This is a genomic window from Pseudomonas parasichuanensis (genome assembly GCF_021601385.1).
Taxonomy (GTDB): Bacteria; Pseudomonadota; Gammaproteobacteria; order Pseudomonadales; family Pseudomonadaceae; genus Aquipseudomonas; species Aquipseudomonas parasichuanensis.
This window is the reverse complement of record NZ_BQHO01000004.1, coordinates 46,770-66,238: the sequence shown is the minus strand read 5'-3', so window position 1 is coordinate 66,238 and position 19,469 is coordinate 46,770. Positions and strand designations below refer to the sequence as shown.

The following is a 19,469-nucleotide window of genomic DNA, read 5'->3' as shown; positions in this document are numbered from 1 at the left end:
TAGGGCCGGGCCGGCAGCCTAATACTCAAGCCTTGCGCGGGCTCAGGATCAGCAAGGTCAGTACCCCCGCCACAATCCCCCAGAATGCCGACCCGATCGAGAACAGGGTGAACCCCGACGCCGTCACCATGAAGGTGATCAGCGCCGCCTCACGCTCGCGTACCTCGCCCATGGCCACGCTCAGGCCATTCATGATCGAACCGAACAGCGCCAGCGCGGCGATCGACAGCACCAGCTCCTTGGGCAGGGCGCCGAACAGCGCCGCCAGGGTGGCGCCGAAGGTGCCGGCGATACCATAGAAGATCCCGCACCAGACCGCCGCGGTGTAGCGCTTGCGTGGGTCTTCATGGGCGTGCGGCCCGGTGCAGATCGCGGCGCTGATGGCCGCCAGGTTGACGCCGTGCGAACCGAACGGTGCCAGCAGCAGCGAGGCGAAGCCGGTGGCCGAGATCAGCGGCGAGGCCGGCACCTGGTAGCCGTCGGCGCGCAGCACGGCGACCCCGGGCATGTTCTGCGAGGTCATCGCCACCACGAACAACGGAATGCCGATGCTGATGGTCGCCGCCAGCGAGAAGCTGGGCGTGGTCCACACCGGGGTTGCCACCTCGAGCTGGAAGTCGCTGAAGTCCAGCAGGCCCAGCGCGCCGGACAGCGCGGTGCCCACCAGCAACGCGGCCAGCACGCAGTAGCGCGGCGACAGGCGCTTGACCAGCAGGTAACTGAAGAACATTCCCAGCACCAGCAGGGTGCGGTGCTGGGCGGCGACGAAGATTTCGCTGCCGATCTTGAACAGGATGCCCGCCAGCAAGGCGGAGGCCAGCGACGCGGGGATGCGCCTGACCAGCCGTTCGAAGCTGCCGGTGAGCCCGCAGATCAGCACCAGCACGGCGCAGGTGATGTAGGCGCCGATGGCCTCGCCGTAGCTCACGCCGCCGAGGCTGGTGATCAGCAGGGCCGCGCCGGGCGTCGACCAGGCCACCGTGATCGGCGTGCGGTAGCGCAGCGACAGGCCAATGCTGCACACCGCCATGCCGATCGACAGCGCCCAGATCCACGACGAAATCTGCGCGCTGGTCAGGCCTGCCGCCTGGCCGGCCTGGAACATCAGCACCAGCGAGCTGGTGTAGCCGGTGAGCATGGCGATGAAACCGGCGACGACCGCCGAGGGGGAGCTGTCTGCCAGTGGGCGCAAGGGCACGGTGGTGGCCTCGGTCATAGGGTGAATTCCTTGTGCAGGTGTAAGCATTTTTTTCAGGCTACCGTGCCATGGCTTGATCCTTGCCATACAGCAGGCATTGCATTTAGCCGTACAGTCGCCAACTATTGGCCACGGTTGTGCAACTGCGTGAAAGGGGAGGGGCGATGTACAAGGTGTATGGCGATTACCAATCGGGCAACTGCTACAAGGTCAAGCTGATGCTCAGCTTGTTGGGCCGCCCGTACGAGTGGCAGGCGGTGGACATTCTCAAGGGCGAAACCGAGACCCCCGAGTTCCTGGCCATGAACCCCAACGGCAAGGTGCCGGTGCTCAAGCTGGAGGATGGCACCTGCCTCTGGGAGTCCAACGCGATCCTCAACTTCCTCGCCGATGGCAGCGAGTTCCTGCCCAGCGAGCCACGCCTGCGCACCCAGGTGCTGCAGTGGCAGTTCTTCGAGCAGTACAGCCATGAGCCGTACATTGCCGTGGCGCGGTTCATCCAGTTTTACCTGGGGCTGCCGGACGAGCGACTGGAGGAGTACAAGGGGCTGCACAAGGGCGGCTACAAGGCGCTCAAGGTGATGAACAAGCAGCTGGAAATGACGCCGTACCTGGTGGGCGAGCAGTATTCGATTGCCGACGTGGCGTTGTATGCCTACACCCATGTGGCGCATCAGGGCGGGTTTGATCTGTCTGCCTATCCGGCAGTGCAAGCCTGGCTGGCGCGCGTGGCCAGCCATCCACGGCATGTGCCGATGGTGGATTGAGGCATTATTGGCCTCATCGCCGGCAAGCGGCTCCCACACATTAACCCTGTGGGAGCCGGCTTGCCGGCGATGACGTCGATGCAGGATTCTCAGACCGCCGCGAAGCGCTTGTCCAGGTAGGCAATGATGTCCTTGGACTCATACATCCAGGTCACCTTGTCACCTTCTTCGATACGCAGGCACGGCACCTTCACCCGGCCACCGCCTTCGAGCAGCGCCTGGCGGTGCTGGGCATCGTTCTTGGCGTCACGCAGTGCTACCGGCACGTTCAGGCGGTGCAGGGTACGGCGCGTCTTGACGCAGAACGGGCAAGCGTGGAACTGGTACAGGGCAATGCCCTTGGCTTCCTGTTCCACGCGCGCCTGGGCCGAGGCATCGCGTTTCTTCTTGGCCGGGCGGCTGATCCAGTCGCCGAACACGATGAGCTGGCCGAGGCCGACCCGCAGGGCTTTGACGATCATGACTGACTCCTGATCTGGTTGAGGCGCACAAAACAAAAAGCCGACCCCTGGGGGTCGGCTGCGGATCACAGGCCGATCACTTGATCAGGCTGAGGAACTCGCTGCGGGTGGCGGCGTTGTCACGGAACTCGCCGAGCATCACCGAGGTGAGCATGGTGGAGTTCTGCTTCTCGACACCGCGCATCATCATGCACATGTGCTTGGCTTCGATGACCACGGCCACGCCGGCGGCACCGGTCACCTGTTGCACGGCCTCGGCGATCTGGCGGCTGAGGTTTTCCTGGATCTGCAGGCGACGGGCGAACATGTCGACGATGCGCGCCACTTTCGACAGGCCCAGTACCTTGCCCTTGGGCAGGTAGGCGACATGAGCCTTGCCGATGAACGGCAGCATGTGGTGTTCGCACATCGAATACAGCTCGATGTCCCGGACCAGCACCATTTCGCTGTTGTCGGAGCTGAACAGCGCGTTGTTGGTGACTTCTTCCAGGGTCTGCTCATAACCGCGGCAAAGGTACTTCATGGCCTTTGCAGCCCGCTTGGGCGTGTCGAGCAGGCCCTCGCGGGAGACGTCCTCACCCAGTTGGCTGAGGATCTCGGTGTAGTTCTGTTCCAGGGACATGGATCTACCTGTGGAAAATTTCGCAAAGGCGAAGGGTACGGCGGCGGCGGCGGCGCTGCAAGCGCGATGTCACTCGTCGCGGCCTTCGAGCATGGTTCGCTTGAGCATGACATACACCGCGCCAGTGCCACCGTGGCGGGCCTGGCACGAGGCAAAGCCGAGCACCTGCGGGTGCTGGCGCAGCCAGGTGTTGACGTGGCTCTTGATCATCGGGCGCTTGCCATCGATGCGCGCGGCCTTGCCGTGGGTCACGCGCACGCAGCGCACCTCCAGCTTGGTGGCCTCGGCGATGAAGTCCCAGAGGATCTCGCGGGCCTTCTCCACACTCATGCCGTGCAGGTCCAGGCTGCCCTCGAAGGCGATCTGGCCGAGCTTGAGTTTGCGGATCTGGCCTTCCTGCACACCGTCGCGGCGCCACATCAGCTCGTCTTCGGCGCCGACGTCGATGACGAATTGGTCGGACAGGCCGTCGACCACCAGCGGCTGGTCGCTGCGGATGGTCGCCGCCTGGCGCAGGCCGGCCAACTGCTTGCGATCAGCCTTGGCTTTGCCGACTTCGGCGCGGTCGTGCTTGATCTGTTTGACCCCGCGCACTTCGCTGCGGAAGAGGGAAAAATCGTCGTCTTGCATGATGCCTCCACGTGGGCGGCGTAGTTTACGCGAGTCCTGCCCCGAGTGAAGTCCTGTGTTTCACGTTCTCTGTAGGAGCGGCCTTGTGCCGCGAAAGGCCGCGAAGCGGCCCTAGATTCCAGCGCAAACGTTCGAATCGCCGGGGCTGCTTTGCAGCCCTTTCGCGGCACGAGGCCGCTCCTGCAGAAGAGCGAGTCTGCAGCGATTAGTCGTGCTTTTTCATCAAATGCGGCGACAGGTTCAGCTCACGCCCGCGGCGCAGGCGAATGCGGCTGCGCCGCCAGAAGCGCACGCCGACATACAGCAGCAACAGCCCGACCACGGTCAGTATGGCCGCGAGCGGGCGGTTGGCATTGAGTTCGGCGAGGGCAGGGTAGTTGCCCAGCAGGCCGGCGATGCCGGCCATGGCGAGCAGGACGCCCAGGGTAGCCAGCAGGACGGAGAAGGCGGCGGCCAGGCGCGCGCCCCAGTTGCGCGGTTCGCGCTGGCGCAGGCGTCTGGCATCGAAACTGCCTTTGAGCTTCATTCGAATTCCTCAGGATCTGGTGTAGCTGATCCGGGTTTCGACCTGCTGCCCGCCCTCGGGTTCCGCCCGTCCGCCGGGCGGTGCCTGGCTCAGACCAGGCTGGCGGTAGGGGCCACGCAGGCGAAGTTGTCGGCCATCACGGCCATCTCGCACTGGTGGATCTGCGCGGCAGGAATGACCCCATCCTTGAAGGCCAGGTCACGGGTTGCCGAGGCGTCTTCCACCAGGGTGCAACGATAACCATAGTCCTTGGCGCGGCGCACGGTGGTGCTGACGCTGGAATGGCTCATGAAGCCGCAGACGATCAGGTCCAGGTGGCCGAGTTCCTGCAGCGTTTCGTGCAGCTTGGTGTTCTTGAAGGCGTTGGGCATGCGCTTTTCGATGATGGTTTCACCGGCCAGCGGCTCCAGGCCCGGGATGAACTCGCCGCGCGCGCCCTGCGGGTCGAACAGGCCGCCGACGGTGCCCAGGTGGCGAACGTGGATGATCGGGCGCCCGGCCTTGCGGGCAGCGTCGAGCAACCGGGCGATGTTGGCCACGGCCTCGTCCATGCCCGACAGCGCCAACGGACCGCTCAGGTACTCCTTTTGCGCGTCGATGACGATCAGGCTGGCTTGGCCCAGCTTGGCCGGCGGGTAATCGCGGCCGCTGAGGCGGAACATCGTGGTTGGAACGGACATCAAGGGCTCCTTGGGTAGGGCTTTTGTGCACCTATTCTCCCTTGCCTTGGCGCCAATGTGAATGGTTGACATTGCAGGCGGCATGGTTACTGGCCTGTGGCTACCCATTCGGCTATCGCAGAGAACAATTGTGTGGTGTGGGCTGTTAGACTTTTGGCCTGTCTGAAAAGGAGTCCTCCGTGATCACATCCCGCCTGCGCACCCTGCGCGACCATATCCGCTGGGCGGTCAGCCGCTTCCATGAGCATGAGCTGTTTTTCGGCCACGGTGCCGACAATGCCTGGGACGAAGCCCGCCTGCTGGTGCTCGGCGCCGTGCACCTGCCGTGGGAGGTGGCCGACAGCTACCTGGACTGCCAACTGGAGGACGACGAGCGGGTGCGCTTGATGCACTTGCTCAAGCGCCGTATCGAGGAGCGGGTACCGACCGCCTACCTGCTGGGCGAGGCGTGGTTCTGCGGTATGTCGTTCATCGTCGATGAGCGTGTGCTGGTGCCGCGTTCACCGATCGGCGAGTTGATCGAAAAACGCTTCGAGCCGTGGCTGGCGGCAGAGCCTGCGCGCATCCTCGACCTGTGCACCGGTTCCGGCTGCATCGGCATCGTGGCCGCCGAGGTGTTCCAGGACGCTGAGGTGGTGCTGGGCGACCTGTCCTTCGACGCCCTGGAAGTGGCCAACCAGAACATCGAGCGGCATGGGCTCGACGCGCGCGTTTACACCGTGCAGGGCGATGGCTTCGCCGGCCTGCCGGGGCAGCGCTTCGACCTGATCCTGTCGAACCCGCCGTACGTCGACTCGGAAGATTTCGCCGATATGCCGGCCGAATACCACCACGAACCCGAACTGGGCCTGGCCTGTGGCAACGACGGCCTGGACCTGGTGCGGCGCATGCTCGCCGAGGCGGCTGACCACCTGACCGAGAAAGGCTTGCTGATCATCGAGGTGGGCAACAGCCAGGTGCACGTCGAGGCGCTGTACCCCGAGGTGGACTTTGCCTGGCTGGAGTTCGAGCGCGGCGGGCACGGGGTGTTCATGCTCACCGCCGAGCAGTGCCGACAGCATCAGGAACTGTTCGCTTCGCGGGTTTGATCGGCGCTCGGTGAACTGGGGGCTGCTGTGCAGCCCTTTCGCGGCACAAGGCCGCTCCCACAGGAGACCCCGTACCCCTGTAGGAGCGGCCTTGTGCCGCGAACCGGCCGCAAAGCGGCCCCAGCTTTTGTCAACGGGTGGCAATCCAGATCAGCAACCCCGCCTGGAACACCGCAAAGGCCACCAGGCAGGTGATGGTAAAGCGCAGCCCGTTGTCTTCGCGGCGGTACTTGGCCACCCGCTCGTCGCGTTCGCGCAACTGCGCCTCTTTTTCCATCAGGTTCTGCTCGGCCTGCTGCAGCATGCCGGCCGCTTCGAGGATATCGACGCGCTGCACCTTGTCGCTATTCCAGCCGCCCTTGAGCTGGCCCACGGTGGTTTCCACCACGGTGCCCTTGAGCACCTGACCTTCGCTGTACTCCACGGCCAGGCCGACGCTGGTCAGCACATGGTCGCGGCGCAGGCGCGTGTCTTCGTTCAACGCGTCCTTGATCGGCAGGTTCATGCCTTCGATGCGATAGCCCATGCAGCGCTGTTGCAGCCACTGCACCGCCTGAGCCAGCAGGTAACGGCCAAGCCCACGGTTGAGCGGCTCGAGCTGCAGGCCGGCGTCGCTGCCGATGCTTACCAGGCGTTGCTCGTGATCGACGCGCACGTCCAGTTGATTCTGTTCCTTGCGCACCTTCTGCCCAGGCAGGCGGATCTCCATGCGCAGCAGGCTGTGGGCCTTGTCATGCCGCTCGGCGTAACCGAACTGGACGAAGCGCAGTGGGCGCGCGCCGCTGTTGCGGTCGGTCGGCAGGGCGGCCAGGCGCAGCAGCTGGAAGTGTTCGGCAGCCAAGTCCGCCCACGGCAGCGGGGCGCTTTCTGGGGCTTGTTCTTCGGTCGCCTCGGCGGCGGGAGCATCGGTCATCAGGGCAATCCTCAGGTGCGCGGCGGCCGGGTGCGCGTGGACGTCGCACGCGCAGTCACCACCTTTCTCATGCCGCGTTATCGGCAGCCTTCGTCAAGACCTGAGGCCCCGCGCCAGCAAAGCTCACGCCGGCGGCAGGCCATGGATGAAGGCGACGATGCGTTCGCCCAGTTCGCGGGCCAGCGGCAGTTCGGGATTGCTGTAGCTGTCGCGTTGCTGGCGCATGTCCCGGGGGCTGATGCGCAACATATGGTTCATGCCGTCGATCAGCGCCAGTTGCGCGTCGGGCTTGGCGGCCTTGAGCAGCTTGGCGTCGGCAACCTCCACCTGCACGTCGTTGCGCCCCTGGATGATCAGCGCCGGTACCTTGAGCCGGGCAAACGCCGCCGCCGGGTCCTGGCGCAGCAGCGAAATCAGGTACGGCTGCACACTTGGGCGGAACACCTGGCGCAGCGGGGCCGGCACATCCAGGCTGGTCTGCCCGGCCTGCAGGCGGTCGATCAGTGCTACGCCGCCGGCCAGTTGCGCCGCTGGCAGGCGCTGGGCCAACTGCTCGCGCAGCACATCGGCCACTGGGCGGCCGCTGCCGGCCAGGGTAATGACGGCGCTGGCGCCGGCCTGCTCGGCGGCCAGGCTGGCAATCAGCGCGCCCTCGCTGTGGCCAACCAGGATCAGCGGGCCGAAACGCGGGTCCTGGCGCAGTTTGCGGCCCCAGGCCACGGCATCGGCGACGTAGCGCTCGACGCTGAGCTCGCGCTCGTCCGGGGTGGCCGGCTGGCTGGTGGCCACGCCGCGCTTGTCGTAGCGCACGCTGGCGATGTGTTCGCCGGCCAGCAGCAAGGCCAGGCGCTTGAGGTTGTCGATACGCCCGGAGGCCGGGTTGTTGCCGTCGCGGTCGGTGGGGCCGGAGCCGGCGATGATCAGCACCACCGGCGGCGGGGTGTCCTGCTGCGGCAACAGCAGGCTGCCGTGCAGGGTGCCTTGGCCGGTGTCCAGGTCGATCGGGCGTTGCAGGACCGTAGGTGCTGCCTGGGCGAGGCTGGCGCAGAACAGCAGGAGCAGGACGACTAGGCGCGACATCATGGAGGGGCACTACTTGATGGGATGACAGTAGGACAGGGTGGATGATGGAAGGTTCGTGCACCTGTAACGCCCCGATTTCCGTATACTGCCGCTTTCGTTCACTTCAGGCAGACTCGCGGAGCGTCCATGTCCGGCAATACCTACGGCAAGCTGTTCACTGTCACCACCGCTGGCGAAAGCCATGGCCCGGCGTTGGTCGCCATTGTCGATGGGTGCCCGCCCGGCCTGGAAATTTCCCTGGCCGACCTGCAGCACGACCTTGACCGGCGCAAGCCCGGCACCAGCCGGCACACCACCCAGCGCCAGGAAGCCGATGAAGTGGAGATTCTCTCCGGCGTGTTCGAAGGCCGCACCACCGGCTGCTCGATCGGCCTGCTGATCCGCAACACCGACCAGAAGTCCAAGGACTACTCGGCAATCAAGGACCTGTTCCGCCCGGCCCACGCCGACTACACCTACCACCACAAGTACGGTGAGCGCGACTACCGCGGCGGCGGGCGCAGCTCGGCGCGCGAGACCGCCATGCGCGTGGCCGCCGGCGCCATCGCCAAGAAGTACCTGGCCACCCAGGGCATCCGCGTGCGCGGCTACATGAGCCAGCTCGGCCCGATCGAGATCCCCTTCAAGACCTGGGACTCGGTGGAAGACAACGCCTTCTTCAGCCCCGACCCGGCCAAGGTGCCGGAGCTCGAGGCCTACATGGACCAGTTGCGCCGCGACCAGGACTCGGTCGGGGCGAAGATCACCGTGGTGGCCGAGGGCGTGATGCCGGGCCTGGGCGAGCCGATCTTCGACCGCCTCGACGCCGAGCTGGCCCATGCGCTGATGAGCATCAACGCCGTCAAGGGCGTGGAAATCGGCGCCGGTTTCGCCAGCGTCGCCCAGCGCGGCACCGAACACCGCGACGAAATGACCCCGGAAGGTTTCCTCAGCAACAACGCCGGCGGCATTCTTGGTGGCATCTCTTCCGGCCAGCCTATCGTCGCCCACCTGGCGCTCAAGCCGACCTCCAGCATCACCACCCCGGGCCGCTCGATCGACATCGACGGCAACCCGGTGGAAGTGATCACCAAGGGCCGCCACGACCCGTGCGTCGGTATCCGCGCCACGCCGATCGCCGAGGCGATGATGGCCATCGTGCTGATGGACCACCTGCTGCGCCACCGTGGGCAGAATGCCGATGTGAAGGTGAATACCCCGGTGCTGGGCCAGCTCTGAGTATTCAGCCGACTGTGCCGGCGCTATCGCCGGCAAGCCGGCTCCCACAGGTCATGGGTTGCCGCTGAGGCCTGCGCATTACCTGTGGGAGCTGGCTTGCCAGCGATAGGCCCGGTCAGACACCACCGAGCCCGCGGTCTGCCCCATGCCCCCCATCCCCTACTGGCGCCTGTCCAGCTTCTACCTCTTCTACTTTGCTCTGCTCGGCTCCACGGCGCCGTTCCTGGCCCTGTACTTCGATCACCTGGGCTTTTCTCCAGCACGCATCGGCGAGCTGGTGGCCATCCCCATGCTGATGCGTTGCATCGCCCCCAACTTGTGGGGCTGGCTGGGCGACCGTAGCGGCCAGCGCCTGTTGATCGTGCGCCTGGGGGCGTTGTCGACCCTGGCGACCTTCTCGCTGATCTTCTTCGGCAAGAGCTACGCCTGGCTGGCGCTGGTGATGGCCCTGCACGCGTTCTTCTGGCATGCGGTACTGCCGCAGTTCGAGGTGATCACCCTGGCCCACCTGCACGGCCAGACCGCGCGCTACAGCCAGGTGCGGCTGTGGGGCTCGATCGGTTTCATCCTCACCGTGGTCGGCCTGGGGCGGTTGTTCGAACAGCTGAGCCTGGACATCTACCCGGTGGCCCTGGTGACCATCATGGCCGGCATCGTCGCTGCCAGCCTGTGGGTGCCCAACGCCCAGCCGGTGGAGCATGCCGAGCGGCGCGGGGCAGGGGGCTTCCTCAAGCAGCTGCTGGCCCCGGGCGTGCTGGCGTTCTACCTGTGCGTGGGGCTGATGCAGCTCAGCCACGGCCCGTACTACACCTTCCTCACCCTGCACCTGGAGTCGCTGGGCTACAGCCGCGGTGCGATCGGCCTTTTATGGGCGCTTGGAGTGGTGGCCGAGGTGCTGGTGTTCATGGGCATGAGCCGCATTTTTGCGCGTTTTTCGGTACGCCGGGTGCTGATGGCGAGCTTCCTGCTGGCCGCCGTGCGCTGGCTGCTGCTGGGCAACCTTGCCGATATCCCGGCGGTGCTGGTGCTGGCCCAGGTGCTGCACGCCGCTACCTTTGGTTGTTTCCACGCCGCCAGCATCGCCTTCGTGCAGGCCAGCTTCGGTGCCCGCCAGCAGGGCCAGGGCCAGGCGTTGTACGCCGCCCTGTCCGGCACCGGCGGTGCGCTGGGCGCGCTGTATTCGGGCTACAGCTGGAAGTTGCTGGGCCCGCACTTCACCTTTGGTATGGCCAGCGTCGCGGCACTGGCGGCAGCCGTTATCATTGCCTTCCGTTTGAAAGACAGCAGGAACGACCCCTGATGAGCATCCTCAGCGTTTTCCACCGCAGCAGCCCAGAGATTGCGAACAAGGTGCTGACCCACCATGACGATATCGTCGCCACCCTGGCCGAGCAGGGTGTGCGCCTGGCGCGCTGGGAGTCCGGCGCTCGCCTGCGTCCGGGCAGTAGCCTGGGCGAGGTACTGGACGCATGCCGCGCACCGCTCGACCGCCTGATGAGCGAGCATGGCAGTGCAACCTTCAGCCTGCTCAGCCGTGATGGCGTAGACCCCGCCGAGGTCGACTTGCGTGACGAGCATGTGCATGAAGACGAGCAAGTGTTCGCGCTGATCAGCGGCCGTGCCCAGGTCAGCCTGCGCCTGGGCGAGTTCGTCTATGCCGTGCTGTGCGAAAAAGATGATGTGCTGGTGGTGCCGGCCGGCACCCCGCGCTGGCTCGACCTGGGGGACACCCCGTTCTGCCTGGCGCTACGGCTTCACGCCAGCGAGCAGGGCGTGCAGCCGCACTTCACCGGTGATGCCAGTGCCCGACAGTTCCCGGGGTTTGGCGAGCTCTGAAGCAGCTGTTCAGCGATAGGTCGGCAGCGCGAAGCGCTGCTGGCTCTGCAACCTGGAGATCACCGGCAGTTCACTGGCTTGTTCGGCGAGGTCACGGCGCAGTGCGCTGATCGCCCAGGACAGCTGTTCGGCGCTGTGCAGTTGCGCGTAGCTCAGTACGCGACGGGTGACCACGCCATCGGCGGCGCGCAGGGTCAGCAGCACCCCGCCGTCCGGGCGGGCCTGAGTGTCCACCTGATACGCGGAAAACACCGAGACGAACTTTTGCTGGATGAGGTCCATATCAACTCCTGACTGATGTGTGGGCAGACATGAGTTGAGTTTTGCAGTGATCGTGCCATTCTTTTTATTGTGAAAAAACCTTTAAAAACAATGACTTACAGATGAGCGCGAAGCGCGTGGCATTGCATTCTGCAAGGTCGCGCACTGTTGCACAGTGCAATTTGCACGGTCATAGCTTCTGTCTCTGTACCCCATAGAATCTGAACCTTTGACCCACTGGCGGTGCCTGACCAACACTTGGGCCCATTCAATTGCCAGGAGGTTCCAGATGTCCGACCAACAGCCCGCGCCCATGACCGCCGAAGAAACCGCCGCGTTCGCCGAAGAAGTCTTCGAACGTGCCCGCCGCGGCGATGCGCCGATGCTCGGGCGCCTGCTCGACAGCGGCCTGCCGGTGGATTTGCGCAACCACAAGGGCGATACCTTGCTGATGCTGGCCAGCTACCACGGCCACCATGAGGCGGTGCAGGTGCTCCTGGCCCATGGTGCCGACCCCTTGATCGCCAACGACAACGGCCAGTTGCCCATCGCCGGCGCGGCATTCAAGGGTGACCTGGCGATGATCCGGCTGTTGCTGGAGCAAGGCGTACCGGTGGACGCCGCCGCAGCGGACGGCCGCACTGCGCTGATGCTGGCGGCGATGTTCAATCGGCTGGAGATCATCGACTACCTGCTGGCCCAGGGCGCCGACCCGGCGCACCGCGATGCCGCGGGTGCCACCGCGCTGATGGCGGCGCGCACCATGGGCGCGGCGGACGCCGCAGCGCGCCTCGAAGCACTGGCCGGCTAACGGCCCGGGGGCGTTTGCGGCTATCCTTGGCGCTTTTCACGCCAACCCGCAGGGCCCCCCCATGAAAGACCAGTTGCTCGAACTCATCCGCCTCATCGGTGCCGGCTGCATGCGCGATGAGGACATCGAGCGCATCGCCGACGAAGCCGCCCAGGCCTACGCCGACCCCGCCGCCTTCCTCGCTGCCAACCCCGACATCAACTACGACGACAGCTTCCCGTTCCCGCTGGGCGAATGGGTGGTGGTCGGCAGCCTGCCCGACACCGTGTTGTTCCAGGCCGACAGCTACCAGGACCTGTTCCAGCAGATCAGCGACTCGTTCGACAAGAGCGTGCCGTTCACCCTCAAGCCCAAGCAGCTGGCGCGCACCGAGCCGCTGACCGCGCTCAACCGCATCCAGGTGCAGATGGGCGCGCTGAACAAGGAAGCCGGCGGTTATGTGCTGCTGAACTTCAGCCAGTTGCTCGATGACGAGCTGCAGATGGTGATGGTGGGGCAGAACGACCTGGCGCGGGTGCTGGAGCTGGGCGCTGCGGTGGGGATCAAGGCCGAGCCGGCGCTGGAAGCGTTGAAGGTGGCGGTACACGTCTAAAGGCTGGTGTAGGAGCGGCCTTGTGCCGCGAAAGGGCCGCATAGCGGCCCCGGGCGATCTTGAAGCTACTTGAGATCCTGGGGCTGCTGCGCAGCCCTTTCGCGGCACAAGGCCGCTCCTGCACCAGCAGTCAGGGCTCCTTCAGCCCAGCGCGGTATCGAGAAACATCATCACCGCAAACCCGCCCATCAACCCCAGTGTCGCCGCCGTCTGGTGGCCGTTGCGGTGGGTCTCCGGGATGACTTCGTGGGACACCACGAAAATCATCGCCCCCGCCGCCAGGCCCATGCTGATCGGGTAGGCCAGGGCGAAGCCGGTGGAGATGCCCAGGCCGATCACCGCGCCCAAGGGTTCCATCAGGCCGGAGCCGATCGCCACCAGCGCCGCCTTGAAATTGGACAACCCCGTGGCACGCAGGGCCAGGGCCACGGCCAGGCCCTCCGGGATGTCCTGGATGGCGATGGCGCTGGTCAGTGGCAGGCCGATGCTCATGTCGCCATTGGCGAAGCTCACGCCGATGGCCATGCCTTCGGGCAGGTTGTGCAGGGTAATGGCCAGCACGAACAGCCACACCCGGCTCACCCGTTCAGCCTGCGGGCCACAAGGGCCGGTGCTTTCGTGCTCGTGCGGGGTGAAGCGGTCGAGGCCGAGCATCAGCAGCACGCCCAGGCCCATGCCCAGCACCACGGTGAAGGCCGCGGCCGGGCCATTGCCGGTGATTTCGCGGGCGGCGTCGAGGCCGGGCAGAATCAGTGAGAAGGAACTGGCGGCGAGCATCATACCGGCGGCAAAGCCGAGCATTACGTCCTGGCTACGCGCGCTGACGTCGCGCAGCACCACCGCCAGCACCGCGCCCAGCGCGGTGGCCGCAAAGCCCGACAGGCCGCCGAGGGTGGCCAGGGGCAAGTGGTCGGCATGGTCGCCATTGAGCGCATTCCAGACGCTCGCCAGCAGCAGCGCGACGATGGCCAGCAGGCTCAGGCCCAGGCCGGCGCTGAGCCAGGGGGTGCTACGAGCCTGTTGCCGCCAGGCGCTGAGCGGCGAGAAGGGGGTGGCGTCTTGGCTATGGGCTGGGGACATGCGGACCTCGAAGCGATGAATGCTGGCAGTCTATCCACTGACCGGCCCGCGGGACCAAGGATTCCCCTCTATCGAGGCCATAGGCAGCTATGCTGTGGCTCACATTCATCCCACGGGAGCGGCGGCATGGGCTCTACTTTCAACGGGCTGGTCGGCCTGATCATCCTCGCCCTGGACATCTGGGCGGTGCTCAACGTACTCAAAAGCAGCGCCGAAGTCGGCATCAAGGTGCTGTGGATCCTGCTGATCGTGCTGCTGCCGGTACTGGGGCTGATTATCTGGGCCATTGCCGGCCCGCGGGGCAACCTGCGGATCTGACGCTGTGCTCCGCAGAAAAGCTGGCATCAGTAGTTACAATTTGCCAACAACAAGGCCTATCCTGCCATAGCCTGTGACGGGCGCTATCGACAAAATTTTCACACTCGATTTTCGAGAATCCGCGCCGCACAATACCGCGCAGGTCCTGCGCCATGTTCGATGGCAAGGCCTGGCTGTCGGCGATTTCGCCCTTTTCGCAAACCCGCAATCCTAGGACCTCTCCATTCATGGCTAACACGGACGCCTTGAAGCAAGGGGGCGCGCGAGGCTCATTCTCGCCGACCCTGAAATCCCACCTGGCCTACACGCTGCTCAGCGGCCTGGTGATCATGCTGATGCTCAGCCTCGTGCGCCTGGCGCTGCTGGTCTACAACAGCGACATGATCGGCGACACCCCGTACTCGACCGTTGCCGAAGGCTTCCTCAACGGCCTGCGCTTCGACCTGCGGGTGGTGGTGTACATCAGCATTCCGCTGCTGCTGGCCGTGCTCAGCCCCTGGTTGATGGCCCGACGCGGCCTGTTCCGCCTTTGGCTGACCATCGCGTCGAGCGTGGTGATGTTCCTCGGCCTGATGGAGATGGATTTCTACCGCGAATTCCACCAGCGCCTGAACGGCCTGGTGTTCCAGTACATCAAGGAAGACCCCAAGACCGTCATGAGCATGCTCTGGTACGGTTTCCCGGTGGTGCGCTACATCCTGGCCTGGCTGGTCGGTACCTGGCTGCTGAGCCTGCTGTTCAAGGGCATCGACCGCCTGACCCGTGGTGGTGGCGCCAGCCTGCAAGGCACAGGCTCCCGCACTGTGGCGCCGTGGTATGGCCGCCTGGTGGTGTTCGTGGTCATCCTGCTGATCGCTGTGATCGCCGCCCGTGGCACTCTGCGCCAAGGCCCGCCCATGCGTTGGGGCGATGCCTTCACCACCGACTCGAACTTCGTCAACCAGCTTGGCCTGAACGGCACCTTGACCCTGATCGATGCTGCCAAGAGCCGCTTCGGTGAAGACCGCGCCAACATCTGGAAAGCCACCCTGGACCAGAACCTGGCCACCCAGAGCGTGCGCGACCAGCTGCTGACACCGCATGACACCCTGGTCGATGCCGACGAAGCGGCGATCCGCCGCGACTTCGTGCCGCCGCAGGAGCGCACCCTGCCGATCAAGAACGTGGTGGTCATCCTGATGGAGAGCTTTGCCGGGCACTCGGTGGGCGCCCTGGGCAGCGAGACCAACATCACCCCGTACTTCGACAAGTTGGCCAAAGAGGGGCTGCTGTTCGACCGCTTCTTCTCCAACGGCACCCATACCCACCAGGGCATGTTCGCCACCATGGCCTGCTTCCCCAACCTGCCGGGCTTCGAATACCTGATGCAGACCCCGGAAGGCGGCCACAAGCTGTCCGGCCTGCCAGCGCTGCTCAGCGCCCGCGACTATGACGATGTCTACGTCTACAACGGCGACTTCGCCTGGGACAACCAGTCCGGGTTCTTCGGCAACCAGGGCATGACCACCTTCATCGGCCGCAACGACTTCGTCAATCCGGTGTTCTCCGACCCGACCTGGGGCGTTTCCGACCAGGACATGTTCGACCGCGGCAACGAAGAGCTGGCCAAGCATGACGGCAAGAAGCCGATCTATGCCCTGCTGCAGACGCTGTCCAACCACACCCCGTACGCGCTGCCCAAGGACCTGCCGGTCGAGAAGGTCACCGGTCAAGGCCGCCTGGACGAACACCTGACCGCCATGCGCTACTCCGATTGGGCGCTGGGCCAGTTCTTCGAGAAGGCGCGCAAGGAGCCGTACTTCAAGGAGACCCTGTTCGTCATCGTCGGCGACCACGGCTTCGGCAACCACCAGCAGGTTACCGAGCTGGACCTGGGTCGCTTCAACGTACCGCTGCTGTTGATTGCCCCGGGCATCCAGGACAAGTTCGGCGCGGTCAACCACACCGTAGGCACCCAGGTCGACATCGTGCCGACCATCATGGGCCGCCTTGGTGGCCAGGCACGCCACCAGTGCTGGGGCCGCGACCTGCTCAACCTGCCGGAAGGCGACCAGGGCGTGGGCATCATCAAGCCATCGGGCAGCGAGCAGATCGTCGGCCTGGTGCAGGGTGACCGCATCCTCATCGAGTCCAAGGACATGAGCCCGCGTATGTACCGCTACCAGCTGGGCCGCGAGTTCAAGGCCGAGCTGATCGAAAGCCCGGACGAGTCGCAGTTGCAGAAAAAACTGGAGGCGTATATCCAGACCGCAACCAAGAGCCTGCTGGACAACACCGCGGGTGTGGTCCATGGCACGCCGAAGTAAGTAAGCCGCTGCATTGAAAAAGCCCGCCCTGACCCGGCGGGCTTTTTTTATCAAGTTTCATGCTTGGGGCTGAACAATTGCCCCCTTGCCACGGTCAAGCTAGTACGCAGTTTCACTCACCGTAGTGGTAGCGAGGGCTCATCGATGAAAGAGTGGGAAGTCCGCTTTGCCGACCAGAAGGGCGAACCGCAGACGCTGTTGCTCAACGCCGAGCAGCGCCCCAGTGAGGAAGATGCCGCGCGGGCGATTCGCTCTCGTTTGTTTCCGCTCATGGATGAACTGGACCTCAACGATTTTCAGGACCGCAGCTTTTCCCCGACCGCACGTTGGCTCAAGGAGCAGAGCGGCGTCACCATCACCGCTATTCAAGAAGCCCCCTGAACAACGGTTTTCTGGCGTGGTGCCGGCTCAGGCACTACGCTGCATGAAGGCGTGGGCCTAATCTGCGGGCCCGCGTCGTCTTCATTCTCGTTTTGCATCAGCTCTAAACGTTTGGCAGCCTTCACATGCCAGGCGAGTGCGTTGTGCACGGAAAGTCTATCCATTGCATTGCAGGAGGACGTTTCATGAGCAGCCTGAACGACGATGTCAGCAGCAGTGTCCTCAGCCAGATGAAAGCTGGCGGTTTCGATTTCACCCGCATCCACCCCATCGAGTTCTATGCCGTGTTCCCCGACGAGGCCTGCGCGCGCCGGGCGGCGGGGCATTTTCGTGGGGAGTCGCTCAACGCCCAGGTGAGCGAGCGTGACGATGGCGCCTGGCACCTGGAGCTTAGCAAGGTGATGTATGCCACCTACGGCGGGATTGGCGCTTTCGAGGCCTCTTTCGAACGCGTGGTTTCACCCTATGGCGGCGAGGTCGAAGGCTGGGGCGTCAAGCAGGAACGGCCGATCGCCTGAGACCATGTCAGAAGGGTTTTTACGCTGTTCCTGTAGGAGCGGCCTTGTGCCGCGAAAGGCCGCTCCTACAGTCGGCGCAAGATTGGCCTCATTTTTTGCGTCCGGCCATATGCTTTAGATACGCCAGCAACGCATCAAGCTCCTGCTCGCTCAGCACCTCCGTGGAGAACCCCGGCATCCTTGCCTGCGGCCACTGGCGCAGGCTCTGCGGGTCGCGAATGTACTGGCGCAGGAACGTTGGCTGGAAATACTCGGTGGGGTTGTGCGGCAGGTTAAGGTCCGGGCCGAATTGCGCATCGCCCGCGCCATTGAGCCGGTGGCAGGCCAGGCAGTTTTGCTGGAACAGTGCAAATCCCTGGCGTACCGGATCGTTCTCCGGTAACGAAGGGGCGGGCAGCAGGGCAGGGAAGCGTGTCTGCACCGCTGCCAACTGGCGGATCGTGGCGATCTGGAACGGCCATTGTTCGGGGCGGATACCGCTGGCCTGCGGGTGGGTCCAGACAAGGAAGAACGGCCCCGCACTCGGCTTGCCTGCGGCAAGTGGCGGCCAGCCTTGGGCAGGGTCTTCGATGGCCAGCCAGGCTTGGGCCGGGCCGCTTTGCAGTAGCGGGCCTGCCGGCATTTCGGCGGCGAAACCATCCAGGGCCACGGCTTGCAGGTGATCGACCGGGCTCACACCCGTTAGCAACGCCGCCAGCGGTACTGCGCGGTAATGCATGGTGCGCTTGTAGGCAACGTCCTGGTCGACAGTGATGTCGCGGGCTTGCGGGTGCTTGAGCAACTGCTCGCTCTGCCATTGCCGGTGGGAATTGCCCAGCTCCAGGTTCAACTGCGCCGCCGTCAGCGGTGGTGTGAGCAACAGGCACAGCAGGGCGAGGTACAGGCGCATGGGGGTCTCCAACCATCAAGGTCGGCAGATTACCTGTGCATTACCCACAAAGGCCACAGCCACTGTCAGCCAAACAGCCGGGTGAGGTTCGGCAGAATCAGCAGCAGCGTGGTGGCGAACAGTATGAGCCCGGCTTGGCGTACTTTCGATTGTCTGAACATGGCGGACCGCCTTCTTGTTGTTATTCCTGAATAACCCTTGGCTTCCCTGTCACGCGTCGGGTCGATCGCAGTGGCGTGGCATCACGCCGTCGCTGCTTGCCTCGTGTTTTGTCGATATACAACCAACAGTAGGGCGCGCGTCAGGCATGTTTCAGAACCCTTTGTTCTATTGGTGTTTGCATTGATTCCTGAGCGTTTTAAGGCCACTGGCCACCTCGCTGGCACGCTCTGGCTAGACGAGTGCGCGCAGGGGGTTACCGAGGGTTACAGGGCCTACCGTTCGTCCGGACATCCTACTTGCTTGTGCTGATATTTCGCGTCAGTCTTTACAGCAAATCCCACCCACATGTCGTTCAGGACTACCGCTATGTCGTTACGCATCTGCATCCTTGAAACCGATGTCTTGCGACCGGAACTGCTCGCGCAGTACCAGGGCTACGGAAGGATGTTCGAGCAGCTGTTTTCGCGTCAGCCAATCGCCGCCGAGTTTGACGTGTACAACGTCATGAACGGCGACTACCCCCCGGACGGCATAACCTTCGATGCTTACCTGGTCACCGGCAGCAAGGCCGACTCGTTTGGCAACGACCCGTGGATCCAGGCCCTCAAGGCCTACCTGCTCAAGCTGTATGAGCGTGGCGAGAAGCTGCTGGGCGTGTGCTTCGGCCATCAACTGCTGGCGTTGACCCTCGGCGGCAAGGCCGAGCGCGCCGACAAGGGCTGGGGCGTGGGTATTCACCGCTACAGCCTGGCGGCCCATGCCCCGTGGATGGACCCGGAAGTGACCGAGCTGACCCTGCTGATCAGCCACCAGGACCAGGTCACCCAGCTGCCCAAGGATGCCACGGTGATTGCCTCCAGCGATTTTTGCCCGAACGCCGCCTATCACATTCGCGACCAGGTGCTGTGCTTCCAGGGCCACCCGGAGTTCGTCCACGACTATTCGCGCGCCTTGCTCGATGCGCGCCAGGACTACCTGGGTGATGAGGTCTATCAGAAAGCCGTGGCCAGCCTGGCCACCGAGCACCAGGGTGACCTGGTGGGCGAGTGGATGCTGCGCTTCATCCAGCAGCCGGCCAAGGCCAAGCCCAGCGCTGCCTGAGTGGCGTGACCGCCCGCTCCCACGGATA

General features: G+C 64.5%; 23 protein-coding genes. 12 read left to right on the top strand and 11 right to left on the bottom strand.

Features of this window, described 5'->3' with window-relative positions; translation table 11 throughout:
- Positions 1–25: 25 nt before the first annotated feature.
- Positions 26–1,216 carry a benzoate/H(+) symporter BenE family transporter gene (locus L6D77_RS04670; RefSeq protein ID WP_232885013.1) on the bottom strand — a complete coding sequence of 397 codons (1,191 nt, stop codon included), beginning with the start codon at positions 1,214–1,216 and terminating at the stop codon, positions 26–28.
- A gap of 146 nt (positions 1,217–1,362) precedes the next feature.
- Between L6D77_RS04670 and L6D77_RS04665 the strand changes: the two genes are divergently transcribed.
- Entirely contained in the window at positions 1,363–1,965 is a 603-nt protein-coding gene (locus L6D77_RS04665) for a glutathione S-transferase family protein (protein WP_232885012.1), read from the top strand.
- 89 nt (positions 1,966–2,054) lie between these two features.
- On the opposite strand, the gene L6D77_RS04660 is transcribed toward L6D77_RS04665, so the two are convergent.
- The 5 genes from L6D77_RS04660 to L6D77_RS04640 form a co-directional block, all read right to left on the bottom strand.
- Entirely contained in the window at positions 2,055–2,426 is a 372-nt protein-coding gene (locus tag L6D77_RS04660) for a glutaredoxin family protein (protein WP_232885011.1), read from the bottom strand.
- A gap of 76 nt (positions 2,427–2,502) precedes the next feature.
- The gene (folE, locus tag L6D77_RS04655) at positions 2,503–3,048 is read right to left on the bottom strand and encodes a GTP cyclohydrolase I FolE (protein WP_110992553.1); all 546 of its coding nucleotides are present in this window, start codon (positions 3,046–3,048) and stop codon (positions 2,503–2,505) included.
- A gap of 69 nt (positions 3,049–3,117) precedes the next feature.
- The gene (locus tag L6D77_RS04650) at positions 3,118–3,678 is read right to left on the bottom strand and encodes a Smr/MutS family protein (RefSeq protein ID WP_110992554.1); all 561 of its coding nucleotides are present in this window, start codon (positions 3,676–3,678) and stop codon (positions 3,118–3,120) included.
- A gap of 205 nt (positions 3,679–3,883) precedes the next feature.
- On the bottom strand, positions 3,884–4,204 hold the full coding sequence (locus L6D77_RS04645) for a hypothetical protein (protein WP_232885010.1): 321 nt from the start codon (positions 4,202–4,204) through the stop codon (positions 3,884–3,886).
- 89 nt (positions 4,205–4,293) lie between these two features.
- Positions 4,294–4,884 (bottom strand): cysteine hydrolase family protein, encoded by a 591-nt coding sequence (locus tag L6D77_RS04640; RefSeq protein WP_110992556.1) that lies wholly within the window; start codon positions 4,882–4,884, stop codon positions 4,294–4,296.
- Between the two features lie 179 nt (positions 4,885–5,063).
- Here L6D77_RS04640 and prmB point away from each other — a divergent pair, with 179 nt between their 5' ends.
- Positions 5,064–5,972, top strand: a complete 909-nt coding sequence (gene prmB, locus L6D77_RS04635; RefSeq protein WP_232885009.1) for a 50S ribosomal protein L3 N(5)-glutamine methyltransferase — start codon at positions 5,064–5,066, stop codon at positions 5,970–5,972.
- A gap of 130 nt (positions 5,973–6,102) precedes the next feature.
- On the opposite strand, the gene L6D77_RS04630 is transcribed toward prmB, so the two are convergent.
- Both L6D77_RS04630 and L6D77_RS04625 read right to left on the bottom strand, forming a co-directional pair.
- Entirely contained in the window at positions 6,103–6,885 is a 783-nt protein-coding gene (locus tag L6D77_RS04630; RefSeq protein ID WP_236169973.1) for a hypothetical protein, read from the bottom strand.
- Between the two features lie 123 nt (positions 6,886–7,008).
- Positions 7,009–7,968 carry an alpha/beta hydrolase gene (locus tag L6D77_RS04625; RefSeq protein WP_232885007.1) on the bottom strand — a complete coding sequence of 320 codons (960 nt, stop codon included), beginning with the start codon at positions 7,966–7,968 and terminating at the stop codon, positions 7,009–7,011.
- A 126-nt stretch (positions 7,969–8,094) separates the two neighbouring features.
- On the opposite strand from L6D77_RS04625, the gene aroC reads away from it, so the two are divergent.
- The 3 genes from aroC to L6D77_RS04610 all read left to right on the top strand — a co-directional run bounded on the left by aroC (position 8,095) and on the right by L6D77_RS04610 (position 11,022).
- A complete protein-coding gene (aroC, locus tag L6D77_RS04620) occupies positions 8,095–9,186 on the top strand; it encodes a chorismate synthase (protein WP_232885006.1) in 1,092 nt (363 codons plus the stop codon).
- 145 nt (positions 9,187–9,331) lie between these two features.
- Positions 9,332–10,486, top strand: coding sequence for an MFS transporter (locus L6D77_RS04615; RefSeq protein WP_232885005.1), 1,155 nt, complete (start codon positions 9,332–9,334; stop codon positions 10,484–10,486).
- Positions 10,486–11,022 (top strand): oxidase, encoded by a 537-nt coding sequence (locus L6D77_RS04610; RefSeq protein ID WP_232885004.1) that lies wholly within the window; start codon positions 10,486–10,488, stop codon positions 11,020–11,022. The genes L6D77_RS04615 and L6D77_RS04610 overlap by 1 nt, the downstream gene beginning before the upstream one ends.
- 9 nt (positions 11,023–11,031) lie before the next feature.
- Here L6D77_RS04610 and L6D77_RS04605 read toward each other — a convergent pair whose 3' ends face one another.
- Entirely contained in the window at positions 11,032–11,304 is a 273-nt protein-coding gene (locus tag L6D77_RS04605; RefSeq protein ID WP_110992563.1) for a DUF3509 domain-containing protein, read from the bottom strand.
- Positions 11,305–11,572: 268 nt separating this feature from the next.
- Here L6D77_RS04605 and L6D77_RS04600 point away from each other — a divergent pair, with 268 nt between their 5' ends.
- Together L6D77_RS04600 and L6D77_RS04595 are read left to right on the top strand one after the other, a co-directional pair.
- A complete protein-coding gene (locus tag L6D77_RS04600) occupies positions 11,573–12,094 on the top strand; it encodes an ankyrin repeat domain-containing protein (RefSeq protein ID WP_232885003.1) in 522 nt (173 codons plus the stop codon).
- Between the two features lie 61 nt (positions 12,095–12,155).
- Positions 12,156–12,686: a hypothetical protein gene (locus L6D77_RS04595; RefSeq protein WP_232885002.1), complete on the top strand. Its 531-nt coding sequence runs from the start codon at positions 12,156–12,158 to the stop codon at positions 12,684–12,686.
- Positions 12,687–12,827: 141 nt separating this feature from the next.
- Here the strand turns inward: L6D77_RS04595 and L6D77_RS04590 are convergent, their stop codons facing one another.
- The gene (locus tag L6D77_RS04590; RefSeq protein WP_232885001.1) at positions 12,828–13,766 is read right to left on the bottom strand and encodes a ZIP family metal transporter; all 939 of its coding nucleotides are present in this window, start codon (positions 13,764–13,766) and stop codon (positions 12,828–12,830) included.
- A gap of 126 nt (positions 13,767–13,892) precedes the next feature.
- Here L6D77_RS04590 and L6D77_RS04585 point away from each other — a divergent pair, with 126 nt between their 5' ends.
- From L6D77_RS04585 to L6D77_RS04570, 4 genes are all read left to right on the top strand, one after another.
- A complete protein-coding gene (locus L6D77_RS04585; RefSeq protein WP_232885000.1) occupies positions 13,893–14,084 on the top strand; it encodes a PLDc N-terminal domain-containing protein in 192 nt (63 codons plus the stop codon).
- A 227-nt stretch (positions 14,085–14,311) separates the two neighbouring features.
- On the top strand, positions 14,312–16,390 hold the full coding sequence (locus L6D77_RS04580; protein ID WP_232884999.1) for an LTA synthase family protein: 2,079 nt from the start codon (positions 14,312–14,314) through the stop codon (positions 16,388–16,390).
- A gap of 144 nt (positions 16,391–16,534) precedes the next feature.
- Positions 16,535–16,771: a hypothetical protein gene (locus L6D77_RS04575; RefSeq protein WP_232884998.1), complete on the top strand. Its 237-nt coding sequence runs from the start codon at positions 16,535–16,537 to the stop codon at positions 16,769–16,771.
- Positions 16,772–16,956: 185 nt separating this feature from the next.
- Positions 16,957–17,289, top strand: a complete 333-nt coding sequence (locus L6D77_RS04570) for a ribonuclease E inhibitor RraB (protein WP_232884997.1) — start codon at positions 16,957–16,959, stop codon at positions 17,287–17,289.
- 88 nt (positions 17,290–17,377) lie between these two features.
- Here L6D77_RS04570 and L6D77_RS04565 read toward each other — a convergent pair whose 3' ends face one another.
- Positions 17,378–18,178 (bottom strand): cytochrome c, encoded by an 801-nt coding sequence (locus L6D77_RS04565; protein WP_232884996.1) that lies wholly within the window; start codon positions 18,176–18,178, stop codon positions 17,378–17,380.
- Positions 18,179–18,706: 528 nt separating this feature from the next.
- Between L6D77_RS04565 and L6D77_RS04560 the strand changes: the two genes are divergently transcribed.
- Positions 18,707–19,441, top strand: a complete 735-nt coding sequence (locus L6D77_RS04560; RefSeq protein WP_232884995.1) for an amidotransferase — start codon at positions 18,707–18,709, stop codon at positions 19,439–19,441.
- Positions 19,442–19,469 lie beyond the last annotated feature (28 nt).